Source organism: Mesorhizobium shangrilense (assembly GCF_040537815.1).
In the GTDB taxonomy this organism is placed as follows: domain Bacteria; phylum Pseudomonadota; class Alphaproteobacteria; order Rhizobiales; family Rhizobiaceae; genus Mesorhizobium; species Mesorhizobium shangrilense.
The window spans coordinates 81,100-102,679 of the sequence record NZ_JBEWSZ010000011.1; the positions used below are offsets into that span (position 1 = coordinate 81,100).

General features: G+C 62.8%; 16 protein-coding genes and 1 pseudogene. 9 read left to right on the top strand and 8 right to left on the bottom strand.

The window, feature by feature from the left end; genetic code table 11:
* Positions 1-4: 4 nt before the first annotated feature.
* Positions 5-1,012: a taurine ABC transporter substrate-binding protein gene (gene tauA / locus ABVQ20_RS37535; RefSeq protein ID WP_354464856.1), complete on the bottom strand. Its 1,008-nt coding sequence runs from the start codon at positions 1,010-1,012 to the stop codon at positions 5-7.
* A gap of 558 nt (positions 1,013-1,570) precedes the next feature.
* On the opposite strand from tauA, the gene ABVQ20_RS37540 reads away from it, so the two are divergent.
* The 4 genes from ABVQ20_RS37540 (at position 1,571) to ABVQ20_RS37555 (ending at position 5,759) form a co-directional block, all read left to right on the top strand.
* Positions 1,571-1,924 (top strand): YciI family protein, encoded by a 354-nt coding sequence (locus ABVQ20_RS37540; RefSeq protein WP_354464857.1) that lies wholly within the window; start codon positions 1,571-1,573, stop codon positions 1,922-1,924.
* Positions 1,924-3,180 (top strand): RNA polymerase sigma factor, encoded by a 1,257-nt coding sequence (locus tag ABVQ20_RS37545; protein WP_354464858.1) that lies wholly within the window; start codon positions 1,924-1,926, stop codon positions 3,178-3,180. The genes ABVQ20_RS37540 and ABVQ20_RS37545 overlap by 1 nt, the downstream gene beginning before the upstream one ends.
* A 570-nt stretch (positions 3,181-3,750) precedes the next feature.
* Positions 3,751-4,548 (top strand): WecB/TagA/CpsF family glycosyltransferase, encoded by a 798-nt coding sequence (locus ABVQ20_RS37550; protein WP_354464859.1) that lies wholly within the window; start codon positions 3,751-3,753, stop codon positions 4,546-4,548.
* Complete coding sequence (locus tag ABVQ20_RS37555) at positions 4,545-5,759, top strand: FAD-dependent oxidoreductase (protein WP_354464860.1); 1,215 nt, start codon at positions 4,545-4,547, stop codon at positions 5,757-5,759. The genes ABVQ20_RS37550 and ABVQ20_RS37555 overlap by 4 nt, the downstream gene beginning before the upstream one ends.
* Before the next feature lie 210 nt (positions 5,760-5,969).
* Here the strand turns inward: ABVQ20_RS37555 and ABVQ20_RS37560 are convergent, their stop codons facing one another.
* Entirely contained in the window at positions 5,970-7,124 is a 1,155-nt protein-coding gene (locus tag ABVQ20_RS37560; RefSeq protein ID WP_354464861.1) for a GNAT family N-acetyltransferase, read from the bottom strand.
* A 297-nt stretch (positions 7,125-7,421) separates the two neighbouring features.
* Here ABVQ20_RS37560 and ABVQ20_RS37565 point away from each other — a divergent pair, with 297 nt between their 5' ends.
* Positions 7,422-8,903, top strand: a complete 1,482-nt coding sequence (locus ABVQ20_RS37565; protein ID WP_354464862.1) for a glucosamine inositolphosphorylceramide transferase family protein — start codon at positions 7,422-7,424, stop codon at positions 8,901-8,903.
* A gap of 76 nt (positions 8,904-8,979) precedes the next feature.
* On the opposite strand, the gene ABVQ20_RS37570 is transcribed toward ABVQ20_RS37565, so the two are convergent.
* Positions 8,980-10,086, bottom strand: a complete 1,107-nt coding sequence (locus ABVQ20_RS37570) for a glycosyltransferase family 4 protein (RefSeq protein WP_354464863.1) — start codon at positions 10,084-10,086, stop codon at positions 8,980-8,982.
* Entirely contained in the window at positions 10,083-11,471 is a 1,389-nt protein-coding gene (locus ABVQ20_RS37575; RefSeq protein ID WP_354464864.1) for a lipopolysaccharide biosynthesis protein, read from the bottom strand. The genes ABVQ20_RS37570 and ABVQ20_RS37575 overlap by 4 nt, the downstream gene beginning before the upstream one ends.
* A 310-nt stretch (positions 11,472-11,781) precedes the next feature.
* On the opposite strand from ABVQ20_RS37575, the gene ABVQ20_RS37580 reads away from it, so the two are divergent.
* From ABVQ20_RS37580 to ABVQ20_RS37590, 3 genes are read left to right on the top strand one after another with little or no spacing between them, the layout of a single operon-like run.
* The gene (locus ABVQ20_RS37580; protein ID WP_354464880.1) at positions 11,782-14,031 is read left to right on the top strand and encodes a Wzz/FepE/Etk N-terminal domain-containing protein; all 2,250 of its coding nucleotides are present in this window, start codon (positions 11,782-11,784) and stop codon (positions 14,029-14,031) included.
* A gap of 3 nt (positions 14,032-14,034) precedes the next feature.
* Positions 14,035-15,162 carry a glycoside hydrolase family 5 protein gene (locus ABVQ20_RS37585; RefSeq protein WP_354464865.1) on the top strand — a complete coding sequence of 376 codons (1,128 nt, stop codon included), beginning with the start codon at positions 14,035-14,037 and terminating at the stop codon, positions 15,160-15,162.
* Complete coding sequence (locus ABVQ20_RS37590) at positions 15,159-16,712, top strand: hypothetical protein (RefSeq protein WP_354464866.1); 1,554 nt, start codon at positions 15,159-15,161, stop codon at positions 16,710-16,712. The genes ABVQ20_RS37585 and ABVQ20_RS37590 overlap by 4 nt, the downstream gene beginning before the upstream one ends.
* Here the strand turns inward: ABVQ20_RS37590 and ABVQ20_RS37595 are convergent.
* From ABVQ20_RS37595 to ABVQ20_RS37605, 3 genes are all read right to left on the bottom strand, one after another.
* A complete protein-coding gene (locus ABVQ20_RS37595; protein ID WP_354464867.1) occupies positions 16,684-17,568 on the bottom strand; it encodes a GNAT family N-acetyltransferase in 885 nt (294 codons plus the stop codon). The two genes, ABVQ20_RS37590 and ABVQ20_RS37595, sit on opposite strands and share 29 nt — an antisense overlap.
* 263 nt (positions 17,569-17,831) lie before the next feature.
* Positions 17,832-19,394, bottom strand: coding sequence for a putative bifunctional diguanylate cyclase/phosphodiesterase (locus ABVQ20_RS37600; protein ID WP_354464868.1), 1,563 nt, complete (start codon positions 19,392-19,394; stop codon positions 17,832-17,834).
* Complete coding sequence (locus tag ABVQ20_RS37605; RefSeq protein WP_354464869.1) at positions 19,395-19,949, bottom strand: heme NO-binding domain-containing protein; 555 nt, start codon at positions 19,947-19,949, stop codon at positions 19,395-19,397.
* Positions 19,950-20,359: 410 nt separating this feature from the next.
* Between ABVQ20_RS37605 and ABVQ20_RS37610 the strand changes: the two genes are divergently transcribed.
* A complete protein-coding gene (locus tag ABVQ20_RS37610) occupies positions 20,360-21,058 on the top strand; it encodes an SLOG family protein (protein ID WP_354464870.1) in 699 nt (232 codons plus the stop codon).
* Positions 21,059-21,315: 257 nt separating this feature from the next.
* On the opposite strand, the pseudogene ABVQ20_RS37615 reads toward ABVQ20_RS37610, so the two are convergent.
* Positions 21,316-21,480 (bottom strand): annotated as a pseudogene (locus ABVQ20_RS37615) (TetR/AcrR family transcriptional regulator); the annotation flags it as partial.
* Positions 21,481-21,580 lie beyond the last annotated feature (100 nt).

Genomic DNA, 21,580 nt, shown 5'->3' on the forward strand with positions numbered 1-21,580 from the left:
GATTTCAGTTCGAGGCCTTGGCGGCATCCGCATATTGCGGATCGGCGGCTGAGGCGTAGCTGTCCTTGATGGTGGTGATCTTCTTCTGGTCCTTCAGGAAGCCCGCCGTATCCTTGAGGATTTTCGCAACGGCGCTCTTGTCGCCGCCGCCCAGCCATTTGTCGGACGCCTGCTCGTCAAGCGGCGGAACGACCGTCGTCTTCAGCTGCTCCGAATTCTCGGCCGCCGTGCCGCCCTGCAATTTCGCGATCGCCTTGGCGTTCTCGGACTCCGGCCCCCAGCCTGCCGGGTTGCTCAGATAGGACGTGGTGTAGCCGTCGATCAGCCGGACATACTGGCCGAGGAAGTCGGGATTGGCCTTGGCGAATTTGCCGGTCACAACCAGCGCGCTGAAGGTCGGCGCGCCGCGATCGGCGACCTGGCCGGCGGTGAGCAGGACCTTGCCGTTCTTCTTGAGCTCGGAGAGTGCCGGATCCCAGACGAAGGCGCCATCGATGTCGCCGCGCTTCCAGGCCGCGACGATCTCGGGTTGCGGAATGGCGATGACCTGGGTTTCCTTCTCGGAAATACCTTCCTGCTTGAGCACGGCGAGAAGCTGGTAATGGTCGGTCGAGACGGGCGCCGCTGCAAGCTTCTTGCCGCGCAAATCGGCCGGCGACTTGATATCGGGCCGCACCACCAGGGCCTCGCCGTCACGCGAGACCGAGGAGATGTAGAACGCCTTCACGTCGATGCCCTTGCTGACGGCCGCGGCGAACGGGCTCGATCCGACATCGCCGATCTGGACATCGCCGGATGCGATTGCCGCGAAGATGTCGGCACCGGAATTGAAGCGGCGGAATTCGATGTTCCAGCCGGTCTTCTTGGCAAGATCGCCATTGGCGATGCCGAGATTATAAGGGTTGGCGCCGGTCTGGTAGGCGATGACGACTTTCTTCTCGTCGGCATGTGCCACAGCGGATGTGGCCGCCAGGGCAAGCCCGACAAGGGCAGCGGAAATCAGTTTTCGCATGGGATCCTAATCCTTTGAACAGAGGGCACAGCCTCGATTGCCAGCCCTGATCGAGGGGCCGAGAATTAAAGTCCACTAATATTATAGACTTAGACAGAAATGAAATTCCGAAAACCGGCGCATGATTGAAAAAGAAATCAACCCAGGCCGTCACCTTGCGGCATGCACACGCAAATTGCGCCGGGCGCGGCCTGGAGGAAGCCATGTCGGACGCAGATCCATGCGACACCGGCGGTCGCGCCGCACGAGCGAGATTTGACGGTCGCCTTCCATCTTCCCGGGACATTCGCGCGTTTTTTTTGGAGATATTTTTATGGGATGTCGAAATCGCGGATCGGCCGGCGTTCTTGGGCTATCGATATCAAACCGTGGGGCCGACTTGATGAATTTTCCCATTACCTCTCTTTACGCGATCCCACATGTGCTCCCCTTGGCCGAGGGTCATGACGCTGGGCCGCTTTGGCTCCATGCCGCCGGCGCGCTGCTCGTGGCGCTTGCTGTCGCGGCACCCCTTCGCACCTGACACCCCCCGAAAACTGCTCAACACAGGAGACTGACATGCAGTATATGGCGCTGATCTACAGCGACCCTTCGCTCGAGCCCGCCTATGGCTCGCCTGAATTCGAGGCCATGATGAAAGACTACTTCGCCTTCGACAAGGCCTTGAGGGCGGCGGGCGCCCATGTGGCGGGCGAAGAACTGACGGGTGTCGAGACGGCCACCAGCCTGAAGATTCGCAACGGCAAGGTGGAGACCATGGACGGTCCCTTCGCCGAGACCAAGGAACGCCTTGGCGGGTTCTACATCTTCGATGTTCCCGACCTCGACGCCGCCTTGCGCTTCGCCGCCATGATCCCGTCGGCGCCCTATGGGACGATCGAGGTGCGGCCGGTGATGAAACACAACTCCTGATGCCGGCAGCCGTCCCCGACCATGGATCTGTTTCTCGCGCCATCGAGGCGCTGGTGCGGACGGATCGGGGGCGGCTTCTGTCGGCACTGATCGCCCGGCTGAAGAATTTTCAGCTGGCCGAGGATGCGCTGCAGGACGCGCTGGCCTCGGCGGTGGTGCATTGGGGCCGGGCGGGCCTGCCCGCCTCGCCCCTGGGCTGGCTGCTGAAGGCCGCGATGCGCAAGGCGATCGACCGCTTGCGCAAATCGGCCCGTGAAAACAGCAAGGCCGCCGAGATCGCTCTGCTCTCTGTCGCGGAAGCGGCGGAGACCACCACCGAGGAAATACCCGACGAGCGCCTGCGTCTGATCTTCACCTGCTGCCACCCGGCGCTGGAACCAAAGACCCGGGTCGCGCTGACCCTGCGCACCTTGGGCGGGCTGAGCACGGCCGAAATTGCTTGCGCTTTCCTCGACAACGAAACCACGATGGGCCAGCGCCTGTCGCGGGCGCGCACAAGGATACTCGCCGCAGGCATCCCCTATGTCGTACCCCAACCGGAGGCCTGGTCTGAACGGCTGCAATCCGTGCTGACGGTTGTCTATCTCATCTTCAACCAGGGCTATTCCGGCCCAGACGAGCATCGGGCACGGCGGCTGAGCGAAGAAGCCATCTATCTTGCCCGCATGTTGAATGATCTCAGTCCCGGCCATGCCGAAATCGAAGGGCTGCTGGCGCTGATGCTGATCACCGAAGCGCGCCGCGCGGCGCGGCTGGATGCCGGCGGGACCAGCGTTCCCATCGCCTTGCAGGACCGAGAGCTCCGGTATGGCGCCCGGATTGCCGAAGGATTGGGACTGCTCGATGTCGCGGTGGCGCGCCGCGCCGCTGGGCCGTTTCAGGTCAAGGCGGCGATTGCCGCCTTGCATGCCCAGTCGGAACCGCCCGACTGGATGCAGATCGTCCTGCTCTACGACAGCCTGTTGCGGATGGAACCGACCCCCGTGGTGCGGTTGAACCGCGCGGTGGCGCTGGCGGAAGCCGGCGCGCTGGAGGCTGCCTTGTGCGTGCTGGGTTCGCTCGGTCCCGTGCTTGCAACCTATCAGCCCTTTCATGCGGCGCATGCCGAACTGCTGTCCCGCTCGGGCCAGACCGATGCAGCCCGTGCCGCCTATAATCGTGCGATTGAGCTCGCGTCCAACCCATCCGACGCGGCCTTTCTCACGTGTCGCCGGGACCTGGTCGCGCACCAGGCCGTGGAGGGAACGGCCAACTGATGCCGAAGGATCGGGAAGGATTTGACTTTCCTCGGCTTTTCGAAATGTTCCGGCCCGACGGCATACCACAGTTCAACCTGCCTGCTTTGTTTCGACAACTGGAGGTATGCATGCGGATGCTTGCTGACAGAGCAAGAATTGGTCGCAAATATCTGCGGTGCGCTGTCGAGCCGAGAGCCTCGTACAATTTTCCCAACCCAACTCGCGGCTAGATCAACGATGCAATGTTGATATCCAAGAGCAACGGGCGTCGGCCACGGCATGCCAGGAGGTGCTGTTTTCTGCAGCCTTTTCAATTGTTTAAACGTAAAATCCGCCACATCCGTTACATTTTTAAGCAAGGTTTCTACATTAACTAAATATTAACATTCCGCTTAACTTTCCAGGATTTTTACTTAGGGTACTTGGAAATAGGGCAATTCTTCAATGCGCGTACCTCTACAAGATTCTCAAAAGGATGAGGCCCCCACCAGCGGGCCGGATCCATTGAGGCAACGCGTGAAGTCTGCGGCTCATGAGACCTTCCATTATCCCCGCCCACATCGTCAGGCTTCGGCCGGGCGCACAAGCATGACGGGCACACAGCAAGACGCGGTTCCCTTCGAGGAGAGCCTTCCCGCTTTGCCAACCGTCACGCTTGGCGGGCTGCCGATCACGGTGATCGACCGGCAAAGCGCTGCCCTCCTGATGATGGCGGCGGCACGGGGGCACCTCGCCGGCAGCCGTCCCTACTATTTCACCTCCGCCAATGGCGATGTCATTGCCCAGGCGCGCGCCAATGCGGAAATCTCCGCGCTGTTCCGTACCGCCGACCAGATCTTCGCCGACGGTCAGCCGCTTGTTTTCGCCTCACGCCTGCTGTGCCGCGTGCATCTCCCGGAACGGGTGGCCACCACCGACCTTTTCCACGATGTCGCCGGGCTCGCCGAACAGGAGGGCGCCACCTTCTACCTGCTGGGGGCGACCGAGGCCGAAAACAACAAGGCTGTCGCGGGGATCAGGGCCAGATACCCCCGCCTGCGCATCGCCGGCCATTGCCACGGCTATCTTTCCGGCGAAGCACTCGAAGAGAAGCTCGACGAAATCAACGCGCTCGCACCGGACATATTGTGGTTGGGCCTTGGCGTTCCCAGGGAGCAGATCTTTGTCCGCGACTTCGGCTCGCGGCTCTCGAATGTCGGGGTCATCAAGACGTCGGGCGGGCTTTTCGACCACCTTGCCGGCAAGGTTCCGCGCGCGCCGCTCTGGGTTCAGAAGGCCGGCTTCGAATGGCTATGGCGCATGGCGATGGAGCCGCGCCGGCTTTTCTGGCGCTATTTCACCACCAGCCCCCAGGCGATCTACGCCATATTGAGGTATTCCAGATGATCCCCCGTTCGCTGCCCGCGGGTATAGACACCGAGATCGCCATCGTCGGCGGAGGGCTTTCCGGCACGATCGCAGCGACCGTGCTCGGACGCTCCGGCTATCGCGTTACGCTGATCGACCGCTACCCGGTCTTTCCACACGAATTCCGCGTCGAGAAGATCGCCGGTGACCAGATCGAAAAACTGCGCCGCATCGGCCTCCTGGACAGGCTTTCCGCATCCGCCGTCGCATTCGACGAGATCGTCAACATCCGCAACGGGCGTATCCTGGACCGCACGCAGGCGCGCCATTACGGCATTTTCTACGAAGACCTGGTCAACGCCATGCGCGCCGAACTGCCTGAAACCGTGCGCTTCATCGCCGGTCGGGTGAACGGACTGGAGGCGGGCGCTGATCGCCAGCGCGTGTCGATCCTCGGACAGGGCGACGTGACGGCACGACTGCTGGTGCTCGCCACCGGCATGGGCGACATCTTGAAGCGCGACCTCGGCATCGGGCGCAGGTTCGTCCACCAGCGGCAGTCGCTGACCTTCGGCTTCAATCTCCGCCCGGTGGGAGCAAGCGCCTTCAGGCACCCTGCCCTCACCTATTACGGCCAGCGCGTCACCGATGGCATCGACTACCTGAACTTCTTCCCTGCCGCCGACGTCACCCGCGCCAATCTCTTCGTGTTCCGCGAGCACAACGACCCATGGGTGAAGGCGCTTCGCGAGCATCCGAGGGAAACGCTCATCGACACACTGCCCGGCCTCGTCAAGACATTCGGCGATTTCGAAGTCATCGACAAGGTCGAAAGCTGGCTGACCGACATCACGGTGGCGCAGAATTGCGTGCGGGACGGCGTCGTCCTGATCGGCGACGCCTATCAGACATCCTGCCCGGCCGCTGGAACGGGCGTCAGCCGGTTGCTCACCGATGTCGAGCAACTGTGCACGGTGCACGTGCCGCAATGGATGGCCTCGCCTGGCATGGCATCAGCGAAGATCGCGACCTTCTACGCAGACCCGGTAAAGCAGGCGATGGATGCACACGGGCTGCATCTGGCGCAATTCCGCCGCAGCCTGACCATCCAGAACGACCTGCGCTGGCGCGCGCGCCGGCAGCTTCACTTCAGCCGCCGCCGCATTTTGCATGGCATCAACGCCATAAGCCCGACTTTCGCCGCCAGGCTGCGCGGGTTGAAGAGACCGGCCGCCGAACCGGCGACCTGATCGCGCAACGACGCCATCCAGACGCGGCGCACTTCAGCTTGTTTCGATTTCAGGTTCTGTCGGCCTCAGAGACTGTTTCGAAATTTGCTCTGGCAGCCATATGGTGGTGGTTTCGGGAACCGGAGCGCAACGGACATTTCGGTCCGTGAACACCGGAAGCGCAGAAAACGCCATCAGATGGCGGCCAGAGTAGAGTTTCCAAACAGTCTCTCAGGACCCGGCCGCCTCATCGGTAGGCGCCGGCGACGCCGCCTCGCGACCGGGCTTGGCCTTCTTTCCATGCGAGCCGAGCACGCGCCGCGCCAGCGCCTTGGCCGCCGGCAGTTTCTCCACCGTCATGTGCGCGGCATAGCCGAGCGGGCTGCCGGCCCGAAAAATCTGCCACATGGGCGAAGGCCGTCCGCCGAAGATGCGCTTATAGGGTTCGTCACCGATGGTGAAATCCAGCGAATGGTCGCCGCGCTCGATGCAGTCGCGCGCGATCTGCTCGAACATCAGGCTGCCGATCGACTGCTTCCGGTAGCCGGCTTCGTCGAAACCGCCGAGAATGACGAGAAGCGAGCCCCTATGTTCGAGGCCGAGCGCGCCGGCGATCGGCCGGTCGTCCATCCAGAACGTATAGGTGCGGGCGAAACCGCCGCATCCTTCGTTGGCGACAGTCAGATAGAAGTCGAAATAGGCAGATGACTGCAGCAGGTCGGCGGGCCCGTCGCTGCCGTCGAAGCGCTTGCCGCGATAGACCTTGAGCGCGTCGAAGGTCGTGCGGATATCGGCGGCGCTGCCCGCGCACTCAAACCGCGCGCTTCCCATCCGGCCGAGTTGCCGGGTCTTCTTGTCGAGCTCCTTGCGGTAGGACTGGTCGAGCTGATGTTCCCGCCAGGCGGCGAATGTCGGCTCCAGCGTGCCTGAATAGGCGCTCATGCCCATACTCTCGCGCTTGTCGATGTCGAACAGGCGCTCGAGCGGCAGTGAATCATCGGCCAGCTTGCCGATGCGCAGCAGATCATAGGGTTTCAGATGCCCGCGGATGGCGGCGATCGCGCTTCTGTCCGCCAGGATATCGGACAAGGTCTCCGCGTCGGTCACCGGTGACACATAGTCGGAAACGCGCATGTCGGCGAACTCAACGACCTTAAGCAGTGTGTATCGGCGCCTGACCAGGGGCAGGACCATCGCAAGCTTTCCGCCTGGGCCGTCGCGCACGACGATGATCAGCGGCGTGGCACCGCCTTGCCGTACGAGCCTTTCGTACAGCTGCGTCAGCCATATGGGGTGCTGGAATGCGGTCGCCGCCGAATTGGCGAAGAGCTCAACATATTCCTTCGATCGGAAATCGAACGAATCTTCGACAGTGACTTCAAACATGTGATCCGAAACCGGCCGGATTGGGGGCCTGATCTATCGACGATGTCTTGCGGTCCACGTCAAGATGAATCGCAAGGATTGTTGTAATCTTGGTGTATGCAGGACGCTGGCCGTGGGTAGCAGTCCTGTTGTGAATTGAGCCGGCGAGCGCCGGTTCGGGACGGCCCTGGTAAAAGTTTCCCCCAGAAATGCTCGAATGGACCTCGAGTGTAACCCCAAGGTAAGTTTTTTCAGCCAAGTCATTTCTTTTCAAGTGCCTGGAACGCGAGCAACAATACCACCGCGAACGGGAACGACATGCTGCCGATCGACGTCATTGTCCCACGATCCAACCCTCGCCAGTGGCAAGGCGTCGCCATAGAACGGCTTCGTGCGGATGGTCACGATGTGGCCGTATTGCATCAGCCCGGGTCGGAACGCTGGCCAATTGCCGCCAATGCCGCCTTTGCGTTCGAACAGCGCCTCTTCCGGCGGCGCCATCCCAATCTGGGAGCCCCGCTGCGCGAGATCCAGGCACGGTCCGCCAGCCGCCCCGCCGCGCTGAGGCTGGACCTTGCCGGCAATGCGGCCACGTCGGAGGTGCCGACCGTCGGCCTTCTGTTCGATGGATCCCGCTCCGATCTCGCGGCGGCGACAGCCGTGGCCGCCGGAAGATTGCCTGTGATCGAGGCCGTCCTCGACGGCAAGACGGTCGTCGGCCGCGCACGGCCGATGGTGGACAAGCGCGAATCCGCGGCACTCGGCACCGAGGACGTGCTCGCCCGCGCCATCACCCTCGTGGTCTCGGTCGCCAGGGCGTTTGCCGAAGGCCGGCTCTCCAGGGGCGAACGGATGCCTGACGCCCCGGCTCGCGGCGAAGCCGCCACGACGCGGTTCGCCTCCGCCTATCTGGGCTCGGCACTGCCACGCCTCGGCCAGGAGGTCATCCGGCGCGCGCGCTTCCGCCATGCGCATTGGCGCGTCGGCTACCGCTTCACCGATGCGCCAGGCGTGGCGGAAACCGGCAGGCTCGGAAGCGGCTGGTCGGTTCTGCCCGACCCCAGCGACCATTTCTACGCGGATCCCTTTCCGTTCCAGTGGCAGGGCCGGTCCTTCCTCTTCGTCGAGGATTATCCTCATGCGACCGGCAAGGCCGTGATTTCCGTTGTCGCGTTTGACGCTGGCGGCGTCCCCGGGCAGCCGCGCGTCGTGCTGGAGGAGCCGCACCACCTCTCCTACCCGCAGGTATTCGAGCGCGATGGCGTGATCTGGATGCTTCCGGAGGCCAGCGGCAGCGGCAGGCTCACCCTCTACCGCGCCGAGGATTTCCCGAACCGCTGGGTTGCCGAAACCGTATTGGTCGAAGGCGAGATTTCCGATGCAACGCTGCTCGAACATGACGGGCTGCTCTGGCTGTTCGCCACCGATCGCGACGGCTATGGGAGCACCTCCGACATGCTTGTCGTTTTCTCAGCTCCAGCACTCGCCGGTCCGTGGAAAGCGCATCCGATGAACCCGATCCTGATCGACCATCGCCTGGCGCGTCCGGGCGGTGCCTTCGCTCGCGACAAGAAGGGCCGCCTCGTCCTCCCGGTCCAGGACGGAACGCTAGGCTATGGCGGCGGGCTCGGCCTGTCCGAACTGTTCGAACTCGACCAGCGGACGGTACGGCTTTCGGCGCCTCGCCTGATCGACACCGATGGCGACTGGCCCTACCCGAAAATCCACACGCTCAACCGCTCGGGCAGGCTAGAAGTGATCGACGGGATAGTGGCGGTGCGGAAACACTCAGGAAACTAGAGCATGATCCCGAAAGTAGAATCCGGCTTTCGGAAAAGATCATGCTCGAACAAAGAGGTGGAGCCCCATCCCGATTCTATCGGGATGGAATAGGCTCTAGCAGTTTCTCGTAACCGGCGCACATCTTTGCCAGCGAATATTTGTCCCTGAGCCGGCGTCCCGCCGCCGAAAGCCTGGCCATGGCTTCCGGTCTGGCGATCATCTCGGCCAGCCCCCTGGCCATGCCCTTGGCGTCGGCCTCGACGAAGATCGCCGCCGGCTCGCCGTCCTCGGTGGTCAGCACCTCCCGCATGACGGGAAGGTTGCCCGTCACGATCGGCAGACCGGAAATCGCCGCCTCCACGCAGGCAAGGCCAAAGGTTTCCATCATGGATGGAAATGCGTAGGCATCGCCTGCCGCCAGGAATTCGAAGATGCGCGTTGGCGGCACCTCGCCGACCAGATGCAATCGATCAGCCACGCCCCGGCTTTCGGCGAAGGCGACAAGCGTGTCCTGCTCCGGCCCGACACCGGCGAGCGCCACATGGACATCGGGCAGGTGTTCGAGCGCGCCGACGAGCGCGATCTGGTTCTTCATCTGTGTCAGCCGACCGGACGAGACCGCGAGCCAGACATTCTCCGGCAAGCCGAAGGCATTGCGCGCCGCCGCCTTGTCGAACTCTCCGGTCGGCACGGGAACGCCATGATCGATGCGCCGGATGCGGCGCCGATAGGCTTGCGGATAGTGGTCGAATTGCTGTTCGGTCCAGGCTGAGTTGACGACATTCGTCTCGTAGAGGCCGACCACGCCCATCAGCTTGTCGACCTGGGAAAGCAGGCCCATGACCCCGCCGGTGTGGGGTTGGCCGCTCTGGTTGGCGACGATGTGCCTGACGCCGGCCAGCCGCGCGCCGATCGTGCCGAAGATGTTGCCATAGTGCTGGTAGGTGATGACGGCGTCCGGCCGCGCCTTGCGCAGATAGCGCGCCAGGCCGATGGCTGCCCGGATCTGCCCCGGCAATCCGCCGGGACGCTCGGTCAGGATGAAATCCGCTGTTGTGTCGTGGTCGAAGGCGTCCGTCTTGCGGTACATGAAGACGGTGCGCACATCGTGTCCGCGCGCCCGCAATCCCTCACCCACCATGTCGGAGACGCGCTGCGCGCCGGCTGCCTCGGCCTGGGTCTGGACCTGGACGATCTTCACGTGCGGCCCCGCAGCACCACGCGCGGAACATGTATTCCATGCCCCATCGTGAAGCCGAAGATGGATGGGTTTATGCCTATCCTGCGTCGGGCGATCGACACGGCCGTGGCGGTCCAGGCAATGACCGTTCCGGCGATGCTGACCGCCGCGCCGACGGGGCCGAAGTAATAGGTCGTCACGGCCGTAGCCGCGAGACCCAGGACATTGACGATCACCAGCAGCTTGAGCAGCGCATGCTGCAGGCCGGTCAATTGCAGCAGGATTTCGATGGGGCCACAGGCGGTGCCGAACGCCGCGCCGATGCCGAAGATGACGAGCGTCGCCCGCATGGTGGGCGTGTCATAGGCCGGATTGAAGATGGACAGGATGAAGCCGCCGAACATCCAGAACGCCAGCGCGACGCAGAGCGCGATGGCAAAGCCGCCAAGTGCCGCGAGGCTGGTGATGCGCTGAACATGCGCCCTGTCGCCACTGTAGAAGGCGCTCGATATCTGCGGCGCCAGCGCCTGGTTGATGCCGTTGAGCGCAAGCGTCACGAACCGCGTGGTGCGGTCCGCCACGAAGATCGCGCCGGCCGGCGCCGGACCCAGAATCGCGGCGACGAGCAAGGTGCTGACCTGGCCGAGCGCCGGCGGCAGCGAGGTGACGCCCCACAGGCCAAGCGTCACCGTGTTGAATTCCCGCTTCTGGTCTTGCGTAAGCGGGCCTCGATCAGCGCGCGCCGTGTCGCGCATCAGAAGCACGGTTTGCGGAACGACCGACAGGATGAGCAGCCAGGCCGTCAGATGCGTCGCCGTGACCGCGCCCATCTCGACATGCATGAAATGGCAGACGACAACGGCGGCTATCGTCAACGCACGCCATATGATGTCACGCGGCAGCAGACCGAATATCAGCGCGTTCTTGGCCCGGAAGGCGCCCGACGTGAATTCCGACCAGCCGAGCGCGAAGGACAAGATAGCCGCAGCCAGGCACAGCGAGAACCATTCCGGCGTTCCCTGGCCGATGAACGGCAGGAACCCGACCAGGAAGATGAGCAGGCTGGAGACGAAGAGGCCGGCCAGCGCCACGAGAATGGCGCGGGCCATCAGGCCATGCGCCGAGTTGTGGTCGTCGAGCCCGACATATTGTGGCCAGAACCGCAATACGGTGCTCTGCTGGCCGACCGAGGCGAAGAAGGACACAAGGCTGGCGCCGGCAAAGGTTGCGCTGAAAAGGCCGAACTGCCTTTCGTCCATCACCATCGCCACGGCCACGAACATGAGGAAGGAGAGACCGGCACTGGCGAGCTTGATGACCCCGGCGACCGCGCCGCTCCTGGCAAGCGCCCCGATAGACATGCGCATGCCGACTGCGGCGCTCCCAGCGGCTTTGCCATTGTCCATGTCTTGATCCAAGGCCGGCTCCCATAGCGATCGGCGATGGCCTTACCCCCGCGGTAGGCGAACCGACGCTGAAACCTGTCCCTAAATAGTACAAAAATTTGTAATCGCGCCAGCACGAACGCTTCGCATGGTTACCGATGCTCCCATGCATTTTCTGTGAAACAAGCGGGTAACCTTAACGGAAGACTAACAATAATCGCCGATGGTGGGGGTGTAGAGTGACGTTGGGATGCTGTGGCTCTGCTGAGGAAAGATGATGAGGCCAGCCAGGATCGACGATCGCACTCTGCCGCCTTTGTTTGACATAGGCATGGTATGGGCGATCCTTTGGGGACGTCGCTTGATGGTGCTTGCCATCGCCGGCGCCGCCTTGCTGCTGACGCTCGCCTATCTTGCCGTGACAAGTCCGAGCTATACGGCAACCGCCTCGATCTTGATCGACCCGCGCGACTCGCGCGCCACCAACTTCAACAATGTCCTGCCTGGGATCGGCTCCGACAGCGCCGCCATAGCAAGCCAGGTCTTCGTCATTGAATCGCAGGACCTGCTGGGCGCCGTGTTCGACAGCGAGGGCTTGCTGAACGACCCTGAATTTTCAGGTCGCGGCCTCGTATCGCGTCTTTTCTCCATATTCGGGTCGAGCCCGGCTGCTGCCTCGCGGGACGCGGCCTTCAGGCGCTTTCAAAAAGCCGTGACGGTCGACCGCGAAGGGCTCACCTACGTCATCAACATCAGTGTCGCGTCGCCGTCCCCGGACAAGGCTGCCCGCATCGCCAACGCCATCGTCGACCGCTACAAGGCGGGCCTTTCCGGAGAACGGGAAACCGCCAACAGCGATGTGAATTCCCTGCTCAATGACAGGATCACGGGCCTGCAGAAGAACGTCAGCGATGCCGAGCACGCGGTCGAGGATTTCAAGACGCAGCACAACATCGTCAATTCGACCGATGGCGGCACGCTGCAGTCACAGCTCGACCAGCTTACCGCGCAGCTGATCACCGCTCAGGGCGATGCCGACCAGGCCAAGGACAGATACAATCAGGCAGTGGCGGCGGGCACGTCGCCGGCGGGCCTCGCCAAGCTCTCGGAAATCCTTTTCTCCAACTCGGCCGTCAAATTGCGCGACGACTACAACCAGCGCGCCACCGAGCTCGCCAATCTCGAAACCATGTACGGGCCGCGCCACCCGGCAATCGCCCGGCTCAAGTCCGAAATGGACCGCATGAGCCGGCTGATGGCCGCCGAGGCCGAGCGCATCAGGCAACAGCTGAAGGCGAGCTATGACCTGGCCGCGCAAAATGTCGGGAAGCTGCAGGCCAAGCTCAACGCCTTGCGTCAGCAGTCCACCGACCAGAGCGTCGCGCAGGTGCAACTGCGGCAACTCGATTCCAAGGCGCAGGCCGCCCGCGCCGTGCTCGACGACTTTCTCAAGCGCGCGCAGGAGACGTCGCAGATGCAGGGCGTCCAGACGTCCGAGGCACGCACCATCAGCGCCGCCATGCCACCGGTGCAGCCGACCTGGCCGAAGCCGGCCCTGCTCCTGCCGGTGGGCGCCGTGCTGGGCCTCATGGCCGGATGTGGTCTCGCCTTGGCGTTCGGACCGGTGCGTCGTCCGGAAGAGGACCCGCAAATCCCCAGCGAAGAAATCGCGCCTGCGATAGAGCCAATGGAAAACACCGCGCACCCCGTGTCCCGGGCCGTGCCGGTTCCCGCCAATTTCGGAGAATATCGCCTGCCGGGCGTCGCCGGCGGGACGCATTCGAGCATCAAGATTCCGCAAGGCACGCCCGAACAGGTCGTCCCGGCGATCAAGCCAAGGGAAAACACCGCACCCGTTACATCGCGAGCAGTGCCGGTGCCCGCAAATTTCGGAAAGTACCGCCTGCCCGGGGTCGCCGGCGGAGTGCATTCAAGCATCAGGGCGATGCGGACAGCGCTGTTTCAGGACAGCAGCGAAACGCTTTCGCGAGATGTCCTCAAGCTGATGCGGCAGATCATCCTGCATCTGAACGACCATCCCATGCCGTTCGTGCTGCTTGTTTCCTCGACGCAGAGCAGTGTCGAGGCAAGGCTTGCCGGCGCGATGGTCGGGATCGGCCTGCAGCACGCCGACCAGAGTGTGCTTGTGATCGACATTGACGGCCAGCCGGACCGGCCCGGACTGTTCGTCGATGCGGCGAGCGGCCTGCGCACGATCGTCTGCAGCTCCGCGGCGCAGAAGAATCCGGAAGCCAGCGGGCTCCACACCGTTCGCGGCATCCTGGCCGAGGCCGGGACCGCATTTGATTTCGTTGTCGTGATCGCCCCGTCCTTCAGCGAAAACGGCTGGACGCCGGAACTGTTCGCCCGGGCGGATCTCGTGCTGCTGGCGTTGCGCCCATCCGAGCCTGCGTCGCAAGCCGCCGAACTGCTCGAGCGACATCTTGGCATCGGCCAGATCGGCCGCAGCGCCACCCTGGTGATCGATGCCGACAGAACGGCGCCAACCGAGGCGAGGTCGATGCACGATGCCCCAGCCCAGGTCGGCCAATGGCGCCGCAGCTCCGGTGCAAGGACCTGATCCATGCGGATGGTCGAGTGGCCGCCGCTGCTGTCCCGGCGAACCGCGCTGACATTTGCAGGCGGAGCCCTGCTCGCCGCCCTGCCCTTCCCTGCCTCGGCCATGCTGCCGGCGGCGCGCGCCGTTCCGTCACGCGGCTTCAATCTTCCACTGTGGTTCGAGCGCGAAGACGGAACAGCGCCCGCCACGGCAACCCTGGAAAAGCTGCGCCAATCCGGTTTCAAAACGATCCGGCTGCCGGTGAACGGCGATCTCGTCTCGACCGGTGGCACGGCGACGCTGAACCGCATTCATGAGGGGATCGCTGAGCTTGTCGGGCATGGCTTCGCCGTGCTCGTGGACATGCATCCTTCCGCCGATCTCCACGCCGCCTTCAAGTCCGATCCGGCAAGCGCGGCCAAGCAGGTCGTGCAAGCCTGGACGGCGCTGCGTCCCGTCATTGCCGATCTCCCGGCAAGCTCGGTCTTTCCGGAACTGCTGAACGAGCCGCCCATGGAGCAGGCCGCATGGCTGGCGCTGCGGCAGCAACTGGCCGAGACCCTGCGCGCCAGATGCCCTGATCATACGCTGGTCTGGGGTCCGGCGCGTTTTCAGGGCATATGGGAATTGCTCGATGCGCCGCCGCTCGCCGACGACAACCAGATCGCGGCCATCCACTATTACGCGCCGATGGCGTTCACCCATCAATGCGAGAACTGGGATGCGTCGCCCCTGGCTCGCATCGCCAACCTGCCCTTCCCCGCGACAAAGGACACGCCAGGGGTGCGCGACCTTGTCTCCAGGCTGCGGACGGCAGGCGACGACGAGGCCGCATCCCTGGTGGAGGACGAACTGTCGGCCCCCTGGACAGCGGCGCGGATCGCTTCGGATTTTGCCGGGCTTGCCCGCTGGTCCACGGAGCATGACTGCCCGGTCATGCTGAACGAGTTCGGCGTGCTCAATTTCTGCGTCGATCCAGAAAGCCGCACAACCTGGGTCCGCACTGTCCGCAAGGCGGCCGAAGCAAGCAATGTCGGCTGGACCTATTGGGAACTCGACCAGGGTTTCGGCATCATCAAAAGCAGGCAGAGCGTCGACGGGTTCGACAGCGCGATGATCGCAGCCCTGCTCGGTGGCGAGGGCCTGCCATGAGCATTACCGGGGCATATCAGACGATCAGTCTGCGCGACCCGGGTGCGCCAACGGTCGAGGCGCTGCTGCATGTCTGCGTGGCGCTGATGGTTGTTGGCCTGTCGGTTTCGTCCTTCGCGGTCTGGACGCCGTTCGGGGTTGTCGCGACCTTCATATTGACGCTGATCGTTTCAAATGCCGTGCCCGCGGGCATTCCTGTCGTGATCATCTGCGCCTTTCTCTACCAGAACCTCGTGGTCGCGTGGTTCACACCCTACATCCCCGACAACAACACGTTCGACGCCTTGCGCGGCACCAACTTCGTCATTCTGATGACCGCCTTCTGCATCTTCTTCGCGGCGTCGTTCCAGCACCGCGTGCGCGGCCTGACCGAACTGCGCCCATGGCTGTTGCTGAGCATCGTTTTGTGCGGAACGATCTGCTTTTATTTCGCCCTGGGCGCCGTACATGGCGGCGCCAAGGACGCGGTCGTCTATTTCCGCAACACGATCACGCCGCTCGCCTGCTTCCACATCGCGGTCCTGGCCGCCAGCCTCTATCCGGTCGACCTGCGCAAGAGCATGCTGTGGCTCTGCGCAGGCGCGGTCATCTATGGCTATGTCGAGCTGATCTTCACCATGGATTTCCTTGGCCTGTTCCATGGCGACCTCTACATCGAGCGCGACATTGCCAGGCAGATCGAAACCGGCGTCTGGGAAAAGGCGCTGCAGGAAACCGGCTTCGTGTTCCGGGGCCTGCAGGACGTGATGACGACGACCTTCTTCAACACACCGATGTTCAACGACATCCTGCCCAGCATCTTCCGCATAGGCGGGCCAAACTTCCATCCGATCAGCTATGCCTATGGGCTGAGCATCATGGCGGCCTGGCTGCTGTTCAAGGGGCGCTGGCTGGTGCCGATCGCGGCCTTGCCGCTGTTACTGGTCATTGGGTCCAAGGGCGCGACCTTCATGCTGCTTGTCGCGCTCGGCGCGCGCCTGGTCTACGGCCCCTCGCGCGCCAACCTGACGCTCGCCGGCGTGGTTGCCCTGGCCACGACCTGGACGATGGCGGCAATCGCCTATGGTGCGACGCATGGCGACTACCACGTGCTCGGCCTCGCCGCCGGCATGCGCGACTTCCTGAGCAATCCGCTTGGGCAGGGATTGGGGCTTGGCGGCAATCTGTCGAGCACATCGATCAATCTCGACTGGGCCGACGCGCAGGCAGCCGGCGCAGCCTCGGTGCCCGTCGAGAGCGCGGTTGGCGTCATGCTCTACCAGATGGGAATCGGCAGCTTGGTCTTCTTCGGCTTCCTGGTGGCGCTCGCGGTGGCGGTGCGCCGGCAGCTGATCGATACAGGCGACCCGGATTTCCTGTTCGGCTTCGTCGGCATCGTCACCATCTCGGCCAATGCCGTGCTGCAGGAAGAGGCCTTCTACTCGCCCCTTGCGCTCGGCTTTTGCCTGCTGCTCGTCGGTGTGTCGCTGGGAACACGCTGGCGCGAACTGGCGGCGGAGAGAGCGGAAGCTTTGGCGCCGGTCAGGGACCGAACACCACAAGCTCCGTGAAGGTCAGGTCTCCAAGCGAGGGAGGCTTCGGCCCTTTGAAATACTTCACGCCCTTCTTCGCGAAATAGTGCCCGACCAGGCCCGCGACCGGCTCGTTGGCGTCGACCGCGCAAAGCAGGATTCCGCGCCGCAACAGGTAGCGCCCCACGGCGCCGGCGCATTCAGCGAGATCCGAGAGCGAACGGCAATAGACGACCTGGCACGACGGGATGAAGTGGTGCACGATCCGTCGCCGCATCAGCACCAGCGGAAACGCCGCACCGTCGCGGATGCAGATCAACGACAGGCAGCCTAGCGCGGCATGCTCCAGCAGCATGTATCGCTCCGCCTCGGACAGCATCGCCATTTCGAAGAGGTCGGCGCGGGCCTCCAGCACGCGCCAAGAACCCTTCACCGGATTCAAGGCGGGCAGGAAGGCAAACTGTCCATGCGAAAAAAGCTTGAAGCCGAATGCCTTGTTGAGCTTCACCGTCGACGGCGCCGGAGAAATGTTGACATAGGTTACATCCTTCCGCTTGAGCACCATCGCGATCATCTTGGTGGCGTAGGGGCGGAATTCCGTGTCGACCGACCAGCTTGAAAGGTTGCAGCGGATTTCATCGCCGCCCTCGCCCTGGTAGCGCGTGTAGAGGCTCAGCAACACGCCGACGACTTGGCCCGCCTTTGCCAGCGCAATGCCGTATCGCGGCAGGTCGTCGACGGCGGGCCGCCGCGACTGGCGGGCCAGCGCCCGTGCCCAATAGTCCCGGCTGCGCGTCGGAAAGCCCCGGCGCAGGCAATCGATGACGCCTTCCCAATCGTCTTCGCGGATTGGTCTGCATTCAACATCAGCAGGAAGCGCGCCAAGTACCGCCATAGTCCACTCGAGAATACAACCATGTCATTTAGAGATTTTCACCTGCAACCCGTGATAGTGAAAAACCATTAAAAATCCTTGCTGTCCTGGCCCGATTCATCTTCACATCACGACAGGTTGATGACCGCGAAGCAGCAGCAACTTCGCCGCTTCGGCGCCCAAGGCGTAGCCTGCGCAGCCTTGGAGAGGCTCCGGCCTCGGGGCGGAAGAACGCCGCGGGGACAGCCTCCCTGACCTCCAGTCTTGTAACGACACGCGATGTTTCAGGCCCTGGACGCCAGCACCCTTTGGGCGAAATGCGTCGGATTTGCACCGCCCTCAAGATCGCCGGCCAGAAGGTATTGAGTGATTTCATTCAGCGGCATCGGCTGGCCAAACAGATATCCCTGCTGCACGAAACAGCCGCAACTGGTCAGCCTGAGCGCCTGGCTCTCGGTCTCGATCCCTTCGGCGACGATATGCAGTTCCAGGGCCTGTGCGAGTTGAACGATTGCCTTGACCACGGCTTCGGCCTGCCGGTCGGCGCTGATGTCCCGGGCGAAAGAGCGATCGATCTTGATGACGTCCAACGGCAATCGCCTGATGTATGAAAGGCTCGAATAACCCGCTCCAAAATCGTCGAGGGCAATTCGGATGCCGAGCGCGCGAAAATGCGAAAGGCGCTCCTCGGCCTGATCGAAATCGATGAGCAGCAGGCTTTCCGTGATTTCGAGTTGAAGCGCGGAAGGCGGAAAACGATAACGGGCCAGCGTCCTGGCGATCTGCTCGACCACCGAAGGGGACCGCAGGTGGCGCGTCGACAGATTGATCGACACATAATCGAGATGACCTTCGCGGATCAGCGGGTACATCTCCCGGCAACAGCGATCGATCATCGCCTGGCCGAGTTCGACGATCAGTGAACTCTCCTCGGCCAGAGGGATAAACAGCCCGGGCAGGATGAGCCCGCGCTCGGCATGCTGCCATCGTGCGAGCGCTTCCACCCCAACGACCGAGTTGCTCTGGGTGGAGATGATCGGCTGATACCAGGGCTCGATCTCTCCCGCCGCCACCGCGTTGCGCAATTCCGCTTCCAGGCCCTGGCGGCTCTCAAGCTCGGCCGCCATCGTGTCGTCGAATTCGGTCCATGTCGAACGCCCCGCCGACTTGGAGCGGTACAAGGCTATGTCGGCAAATCGCTGCAGCGTTGGCGAATCCGCCGCGTCGCGGGGGAAGCTGGCAATGCCGACCGAACAACTGACGATCAACTGCAGGCGACCGCAATCGATGGGCTTGCCCATGGCCTCCATGACCTTGGTCGCGATCTCGCGGGCACGCTCGCTGTGAACCGGCGTCACGCAGATGACGCCGAATTCGTCACCACCCAGCCGGCCGGCCAGTTCCTGCCCCCCGCAGATTGCACGCAACCGGTCCGCAACCCCCAGCAGCACCGCATCTCCGACAGCGTGACCGTAATTGTCGTTGATCTCCTTGAACCGGTCGAGGTCTACAAACAGAAGCTGTACCGACCCGCCCTGAAGCTGCGCCGCACGGATGGCCGCGTCGAGGTCGCGAGCGAAACTGAACCGGTTGGCGAGCGTTGTCAGAGGATCGCGCTCCGCCAGGAACATGGCCTGCTGGCGCGAGGCCTCCAGTTCGTGCGTGCGGTCGAGGACGCGCATTTCCAGGTCGTTGGCCAGCACCGTCAGGTGGCTGTTGGCGTTATACAGTTCGAGTGACTTCGCCTCGAGCAGCCATTCCGCCTCTTCACGTGCTCGCCGTTCGCGTTGCAGACGCCGTTCGAGACGCGCAACGCGGTCGCCGGTGGGATCGGTTTCCGACAGCATCTAGGCTATCGCACCTGTCTTCTGGATCGAGAAACGAACGAACTTGTCGCCACAGTCTTCGTGCGCGCTTCGCTCTATCCGCACGGTCTCGCCATAGATTTGAGCCGCGCCAAGAATGAGGCCGGAGGCAAGAGCCTCGAAGGGACGGCTGCTGCGGTAGTCGAGATGCATTGCCCCATCACCGAGGCGCTCGGCCTGGAATTCGGGCAGCTCGGCATCGGGGTAGAGTTTTCGCACCTCCACATGGATGTGCCTGTCGATGCTTTCGAGGAAATCGAACAGAGTGGCTGCCGTCCTGAAGAAATCAGGGAAGGAAGCCTTGAAACGTCCGATCAAGTGTTGGCCGAACAGACCCAGCAACTCGTTTGGCGGCGTGTGGCTCTGCGCGGACAATGTGGTGACGAGAGATTGCATCTCCTTGTGGTCATAAGTACCCACGGCAGTGTAGGCGCCGCCACTCGGCAGATCGGAAGCCTCGATGAGGTCATCCACCGCATCCGCTCCGTAGGTCTGCTCCACGAAACCCAGCAATTCCGTGAATACCATGCCCTTCATCTTGCCCCTCACCCGGCTATTCGATCTGCGTCAATCTTGAGCCTAGACCGCGCCACGCAATGTATAAATAACAGCATAATTAAGAATTAATGGACGCCCTTCTGTCATATCACAGTTATCAATCCAGGAGTTGCCAACGTCATCGCAATGCTGACTACGGTCTGTATCGACAGGCATTCGATGATGCATGCAACCTTGTACACGTAACGCGGGAATAGACATGATCCAGGCTTTCTGATTCTCACCGATTTGCTCCTGAAGATCCAAAAAGCCTGCGGTGACCGCACGGATCGCGCAATCCCGGCCTGTTGCTTGCGCCGGCCAGGCAGCCTTGTTGCCGCAACGGCTGGCATGATAGCTGACCCGCTTCCCGGGGAAGTAAAACCGATCGTTGGAAAGAGAGGCGCCCGATGCCTGTTCTGGTGTGCAGCGGTCGGGATTTCGTCGATCGCAATTGGTCGTTCCGGGAGCTGGATCGGATTGACCGCGATGAAGCCGGCATATCCATGGTCATTCATGGCTGTGCCCAGGGCGCCGACAGGCTCGCGGGCGAATGGGCAACTGATCGTGGGCGATCGGTTCGCCGAATTTCCCGCCGACTGGAAACCCATGGCAGGGCGGCTGGACCGATAAGGCACAGACAAATGATCGATGAAGGCGCGCCGGATCTGGTCGTCGCCGTCCTTGGTGGGCGGGGGCACGGCAAACATGGTCTCGCAAGCCAGGGCCGCCGGCATCCGCGTCATCGAGGTCACCGCCTTGAAGAGGAAGCGCAATGGACAGGTGGAGCAGTCCAACGGTTTTCCGTCCGGAATTGCGCACGACAAAGAGTTAGGCCGGCTGGGATGACCGGCGGCTTCAGGGAGATGCGTCTAGTTCCATGCCGTCCATGGCTGTATCACGCTTTCGGGCGCCCCGCAGGATCGTGTGTCGGCCCGGTCGTGTCCGGGGCCATCTTCCTACGATCCAGGGATCGCGCCAGCCTGCCGAGTTCGATCGCCGCCGAGCCGGTCCGTTCCTTGTCTCCAGTGGCAATCAGGTCGAGCAGCAGCCCGGTGATCGCCGAATGGATCAGCGAGGCATGGGCCAAGGCTTCCTTGCGGTCATAGCCCTGCCTTTCGAGACTTCGGGCGATGTAGTTGACCCATGCCTCCATGATTTTCGCGCGCACCGGGCCGGGCAGCCCGACATCGGTGGCCGCGATGGCGATCGCTTCCAGCTGGAGCCGCACTCTGGCGAGCTCTGCCTCCTCCGACTGGATCTCCCAAAGGCGCAGAACGAAATCCTCAAGCGTGGCTCCGTCCTGGTCCAGGATTTCAACCGGCCCCATCTGCTCGCGCTCAAGCGTGTTGAGCACTTCGCTGATCATCCCCTCTTTCGAGCCGAAATGGTGCAACAGCGTTGGAGGCGTGACGCCCAGGTCCTTCGCAAGCGAGCGTAAGGAAAGGCTGCCCAATCCTGTTTGCGCAAGGTTGTCGATGATCCTTTGCAACAAGGCTGCACGGTTTTTCGGGTCTGGCGGTCGTCCCACGTGATCTTCCCCCCGGTTGGTTTTTGACGCTTGACATATAACCTAACGATTGTAAGGGTAACAAGTGTTAATTTAACGACTGCGCAGAAGCGCAGCAGGG